This is a genomic window from Chromobacterium haemolyticum DSM 19808, assembly GCF_000711885.1.
GTDB lineage: Bacteria > Pseudomonadota > Gammaproteobacteria > Burkholderiales > Chromobacteriaceae > Chromobacterium > Chromobacterium haemolyticum.
On the sequence record NZ_JONK01000056.1, the window covers coordinates 1 to 5,577 of the forward strand.

At 56.0% G+C, this 5,577-nt stretch carries 5 protein-coding genes; 1 reads left to right on the forward strand and 4 read right to left on the reverse strand.

Translation table 11 applies throughout. The annotated features are described in order from the left end of the window. Positions 1-202 precede the first annotated feature (202 nt). Positions 203-352 (forward strand): hypothetical protein, encoded by a 150-nt coding sequence (locus BR71_RS24390; RefSeq protein WP_156039062.1) that lies wholly within the window; start codon positions 203-205, stop codon positions 350-352. A 34-nt stretch (positions 353-386) separates the two neighbouring features. On the opposite strand, the gene BR71_RS19570 is transcribed toward BR71_RS24390, so the two are convergent. The 4 genes from BR71_RS19570 to BR71_RS19585 all read right to left on the reverse strand — a co-directional run bounded on the left by BR71_RS19570 (position 387) and on the right by BR71_RS19585 (position 5,507). Beyond that, positions 387-1,427, reverse strand: coding sequence for an IS481 family transposase (locus BR71_RS19570; protein WP_043641436.1), 1,041 nt, complete (start codon positions 1,425-1,427; stop codon positions 387-389). A gap of 108 nt (positions 1,428-1,535) precedes the next feature. Continuing rightward, complete coding sequence (locus BR71_RS19575) at positions 1,536-3,536, reverse strand: hypothetical protein (RefSeq protein WP_043641437.1); 2,001 nt, start codon at positions 3,534-3,536, stop codon at positions 1,536-1,538. Positions 3,537-4,004: 468 nt separating this feature from the next. Next, positions 4,005-4,316 (reverse strand): transposase, encoded by a 312-nt coding sequence (locus BR71_RS24525; RefSeq protein WP_081862757.1) that lies wholly within the window; start codon positions 4,314-4,316, stop codon positions 4,005-4,007. A 105-nt stretch (positions 4,317-4,421) separates the two neighbouring features. After that, positions 4,422-5,507, reverse strand: a complete 1,086-nt coding sequence (locus BR71_RS19585; protein WP_043641441.1) for an IS5 family transposase — start codon at positions 5,505-5,507, stop codon at positions 4,422-4,424. Between the last annotated feature and the right edge of the window lie 70 nt (positions 5,508-5,577).

Here is a 5,577-nt window from a genome sequence, read left to right on the forward strand (position 1 = left end):
TCCAGCCTCTTCGACATCGCCATTTTAATCGTGCAGTCAGAGTGCCTCGACAATTTCTCGAGCCATCGGCAAATGGGCGTCGGCAACTATTTGATGGACTAGTCGAAAATGGTGTTTTTCAACTTGGGAAATTGTCTATTCTGAAACTGGCGAAGCAGACGTCAACATTGCGTGCGTCTCCGCCACAGTCAGGAGCGAAATCATGACAACACCCGTGGTAAGGCTGATGCAGCGCTTGAGCTACCCCAGCCGCTTTGCGCTGATCGGCACGGTCTTTGCCGTCGCCTTACTGTACATGGTGTACGGTCTGTATCGAACCAATCAGGACTGTAGAAGTTCAGACCTGATCTGACAGTCTCCCGTTTTGACGGCGCCTGGCTGTCAGATCAATTCAAGTTGTCTACCTTCTCCCTCCATTCCCGTTTGCCATCAATAAAGGTTTGTACGGGTGTGCGACCGCAGCACATCTTGCCTTGGTGTGTGCGTTCCTGATTGTAGTAGACCAACCAAGTATCAAGATCGGCCTGTAGCTCATCGAGTTCCAGATAGAGCTTCTTGCGGAATGCCACCTGGTAAAACTCCTGCAAGATCGTTTTGTGGAAGCGTTCGCAGATGCCGTTTGTCTGCGGATGCCGCGCACGGGTCTTGGTGTGCTCGATATCATTTACCGCCAAGTACAGCTGGTAATCATGGGTTTCCGGCTTGCCGCAATACTCGGTTCCGCGACCTGTCAGCATACGCAATACTCCCATCCCATGCTCGGCAAAGAACGGCAACACCCGGTCATTGAGCAGATCTGCCGCGGTGATCGGCGTTTTGGTGGTGTAGAGCTTGGCAAACGCCACCTTGCTGTAGGTATCGACAAAGGTTTGCTGGTAAATCCGCCCGACACCTTTGATCGTGCCCACATAGAAGGTGTCCTGCGAGCCTAGATAGCCCGGATGCGCTGTTTCAATCTCGCCATGCGCGACATCATCTTCTTGTTTGCGCTCCAGTGCCGCGATCTGCGCATCGGTGAGCACGATGGCTTGTTCAGCTACCAGATGTTCCAGAGCGCGTAGCCGCTGCTTGAACGATGCCAGGTCATGTCGCAGCCAGACTGAGCGCACACCGGAAGGGGAAACGAACACGCCGCGCTGGCGTAGTTCGTTGCTGACTCGCACTTGCCCATGCGCAGGCTGTTCCGTCGCATAGGCAACGACGGCCGCCTCTATGACGTCGTCTACGCGGTTCTTGGGATTGGGTTTGCGACGATTGGCATCGAACAATGCCTCGACGCCGCCATCAGCCACTGCGTTCTGGTAGCGGTAAAAGGTATCACGGGACAGGCCCATTACCTTGCAGGCCTTGGAGACGTTGCCTAGCTCAGCTGCCAGGTTTAGCAGGCCGATCTTGTGTTTGATGATGTTCTGGTTGAAACTTGCCATGGGGTTACTCCTGCGCTTTCGCGCTGTCTTGATGAAGATTCGCACCTCTATCAAAACGGGTAACCCCACCTCTCGGCAAGGCCTGACTGTCAGATCAAATCGGAACTTCTACAGTTCATCCCTGCCATATAACACCAAGACCGCCTGGTCAGCCTGGGTCGCTCTCCACATCCTACCGTCCGCCGAAAGGTACACGCCTAAACTTTCCTCCTCAACTGTGCCGCCCCACGCAATCGGCCTGAATGACATGTATTGGCCAACCATACCTCCTACCCCTTCCGCACCGCCCGCTGCTCCCAAGCTCGCCTCCTCCATATCCCACCACGTCGAATTATCCTGCTGCCATGTTGTTGACTTCACCCTATGGAGTTTGCACCTGTACATCGTAAACCCACTCGTCTTTAGCATCCCATTATCTGCCCCATACTTGCTGTCCGCCATGAACTCCACGTCTAGTGCGTAAGGTTTCGGTCCACTATTGTGCATCATCCCCGCGGTCCCGTCTCCCTTCCTCAGTAACATCGCTATAGATAACATACCCAACCTCTGCTTGTTTTCAGGCTTCCCTGCCTTCCTCCTCAAATGCTCCACCCACCCAGAGTTTCCGTTCAACACGATATGCGTACTCTCTCCCGGGGCCAGAAACCGGCTTCCAGCGACATTTGCCAATCGACCAGTAGCCTCAAGTATAACTACAGGAAACGACATTCGATTCACCACCAAAAGAGTGTCTGACTTACCCACAAACGCCGATACCCCCTGCGTCGACGCCTTACTCAGCATCGTGTACATCGCCCCGTACAACGACGAAGCCACACTTGCCAACTTTAACATCATCACTACCGCCGCCAACGCCACCTTACCATCTGCCTCCGTCCCCGCCTCGGGCACTTTCTCACTTCGTGCCAGGACTGCTAACTTCTCCCTCGACGCCATCGCATTCCACGCATCCATCCCCACCTTTTCGTCACACTCCCATTCGGTCACTCCATCACCCCAGTAACTCGCCATGCTCACTGCACCCGAAAATGCTAATACCTCAAACCCCGGCACCGTCCCGTCCATACTGTACAGTCCATCCATTGGCCATCCATCCATTGCCTGTCCCCTCCCCAAGCCGGGATACGAATACAAATTCACTGGGAGATACAACGTGATATCTTCCGGTATCGGCAGGATGTCCTGCACCGCCTTCCACCTGGTCCTCACGTACTGCGGGCCGTAACTAATTCCCCACCTAGGGGCATCATGGGACCCTGCCGGGGCCCCGGAATTTAGACCTGCTGTCCAATTCACCCGCTCAGACTCCTGCCCCCCTGCCCCCCCCAACAGCCCGTCATATATAATCTCGTCTACGGCTCGAACGGATGTCCAACACTGCTGCGCATCATCGAATTCCACGCCTTGCCGGGGGGTTACGTCATCAAACATCGTTTCGCTCTGGCATCCCGTCGAGATTCGCAGACTGAGATATGCTGATGGGTTATGCGTCCCCCTCGTCAATGGGGCGAGCACCACCTTCAAAACCGTCTTATGCACCCAGGACACATTAGGGTCATATCCTCCGCCACTCGGACGCCCGGTATCACCCCACCTTGGCGTGATCGACCACACCTCCTCTCCCGGTCTCCCTGTCGACGCTGCCGGCACCACACCTTTATTTCCGTATACCGCCAGAACCGGCATCTTCTTGATCTGGCCAGCAGCTCCCGTCAGTTCTTCTGCGACCGTCCACCCACCCACCGCCCAGGATATATCCGTATAATTTCTGAATCGAAACTTCACCTGGTCCAACTCACCTCCTTCCGTCTGACCACTAGCCCCTCCCACCGTATTGGCGACACCTATAGCGTTTGCCATCACCCACAACACTTGCTCTACCAGATCGAACTTGTCTCCATCTGTACGACCGGGTGCCCCCCCCCCCCATTTCAGCCACCACAACACGATCGCCTCACACATCTGCGCCCTTCGCTTTGCGACCATACTTTTCCATTCATCCTGCGTTACCTCCGCTTTACCGTTTGTCATACCTGCCTCCGACTCAGCAGCTCCTACTGCTACTCTCTTGGCCTTTCCCATCATCCACTCCTCATGGTTGTCAAACATCGTACGAGCACTTCCGACTTACCCCCTTTAGAGCAACATCCTCCTCCCGCTTTACCCTCAGGCTCCTCAAAAAATCCACCAGACATTCCGGCTACCGACCGCCTGTTTTTCTTCCGCAGCAAGGCGCGCGCAACCCACGCCGTACTCGAGCACGCCACGTCGGCGCAACGCAGCCTCTGGATCATTGTTATCCGGTTTCCCGAACGGTTTCCCATCATGACTAGCTTTGGTATCTCATGCCCCAGCTGCTTTCTCCGACTATCGTCCCTCAGATATCGATTTTCTACCACCACACAAGCCACCTTCGGGCCTCCACTTCACTGTTGTCCGTGACCGCCAATGACTCGGTTTCGCTACGTTTCCACATGCTAGCCCCTATGCACCTTGCGCTACTTCCGTCGATCATCCAAGCATACTTTTTGGTTTTCGCCTTGCCGTCGCACCGCTCCTGGATGTCTAAGATATCTCTCAGCTATTGCAACGCGCCTGATCCTTCTGATTGGTCTCTTGCTCTCCTGCAGCGTATGCTACTGCGCTGTAATCAAGGACGCTCCAGTCCATCCCTGCCAACATATGCAGGCTATGAATAAAACCCATGGTTTGCAGCATCGACAGTCCCCTCAGGTTCTTGTCGGACAGGCACAATTGAATGGCAGCATCACTATGTAGGTGCATTTGTCCGTGCGTATCACGTAGAGTTGCCCGCGATCCTATGCTCGTGTTTAGGCAATAGCAGGCCGTTGAAAAACACGTCGATCTTGCCCCAACCCATTTCCGCATGAGCAAAATGGGCGGTTTCAGCGGGTAGAATGCCAATAAATCCGCTTTCTACCTTGATTTTCAGGCTATTTGCCGGTTATCCGGCGACTTTGGGCGTAATACGCCCTATACATGCGATCCGCCCCAGCAGCCGGACAGGCTGCCCAGGCGGATCAGGTTATAGGTCGCGAAGGCTAAAAAGGTTTGCCCGGCCAGTTTGGCCCGGCCGATCAGTTTGGTTTTGCGAAGGCCTCCGACGGTTTTCAGCCAGCCGAAGCATTCCTCGATCCGCTTGCGTCGCCGCTGGCTGATCGCGTAACCCTCATGGCGCGTGGTGCGGCCGTCGATGGCGCTGCCGGTGCGCTTGCGCGCCACGTGAGGGGTGACGCCCAAGCCTCGGCAGCCGTCAACGAATGCATGCGTGTCATAGCCCTTGTCCGTGCCGACTGTGCTGCCTTTCTTGGCGTTGCGCAGCAATAGGTTCAGCGCTTCGACGTTTTCGGCGTGGCCATTGACCTCGGACACCGAGACGTCCACGACCAGGCCGTTGCGGTTTTCGGTCAGGATATGGGCCATATGGCACAGGCGGCTGGCGTCGCCGGCGCTCTTGCGGGCCAGTCGCGCTTCCGGATCGGTTCTGGATTGGTGGGTCTTGTTGCTGCGTTTCTCGCCCCGGAAATCGACGTCCGGATTGCGCCCTTCTGGTGGGGACGTGTCGTCATCCTTGCGGACAAAGCTTTTGTGGGACGCCCAGGCATCGATCAGTGTGCCGTCGACGCTGAAGTGTTCGTCGCTGGTCAGCTTGCCCCACTCGGCCAGGCTGCGTACCCGAATGAAGAAGGCGCGGGCGACGTCTTCGGTAAACAAGCGGTCGCGATTTTGCGAGAAGGTCGAGTGGTTCCATACGCGGGCATCGGCGGAAAGGCCGACGAACCAGCGAAATAGCAGGTTGTAGTCCAGTTGCTCGACCAGCAGCCGCTCGGAGCGGATGGTGTAGAGCACTTGCAGCAGAGAGGCGCGCAGCAGATGTTCGGGCGGAATCGAAGGCCGCCCGACGCGGGAATATAAGCCGTCGAATACGTCATTCATCGAGCCGAGCACGAGATCAACCATCTGGCGGATCTTGCGTAGCGGGTGATTGGCCGGGATGAGATCTTCCAGCTGGACGTAGCTGAACAGGTTCGTCTGACTGTCGTTGCGGATGCCTCTCATCGGGTGCTTCCGTGGTTCGTGGGATGCTTGATTATACCAAATGGGTGGCCGTTGGTTTTTCAACGGCCTG

Excerpts from the sequence above, each read along its gene's own strand:
- BR71_RS19570 (WP_043641436.1), bottom strand. The coding sequence starts at position 1,427 with ATGGCAAGTTTCAACCAGAACATCATCAAACACAAGATCGGCCTGCTA.
- BR71_RS24390 (WP_156039062.1), top strand. The coding sequence starts at position 203 with ATGACAACACCCGTGGTAAGGCTGATGCAGCGCTTGAGCTACCCCAGC.
- BR71_RS19585 (WP_043641441.1), bottom strand. The coding sequence starts at position 5,507 with ATGAGAGGCATCCGCAACGACAGTCAGACGAACCTGTTCAGCTACGTC.
- BR71_RS24525 (WP_081862757.1), bottom strand. The coding sequence starts at position 4,316 with ATGCGGAAATGGGTTGGGGCAAGATCGACGTGTTTTTCAACGGCCTGC.
- BR71_RS19575 (WP_043641437.1), bottom strand. The coding sequence starts at position 3,536 with ATGTTTGACAACCATGAGGAGTGGATGATGGGAAAGGCCAAGAGAGTA.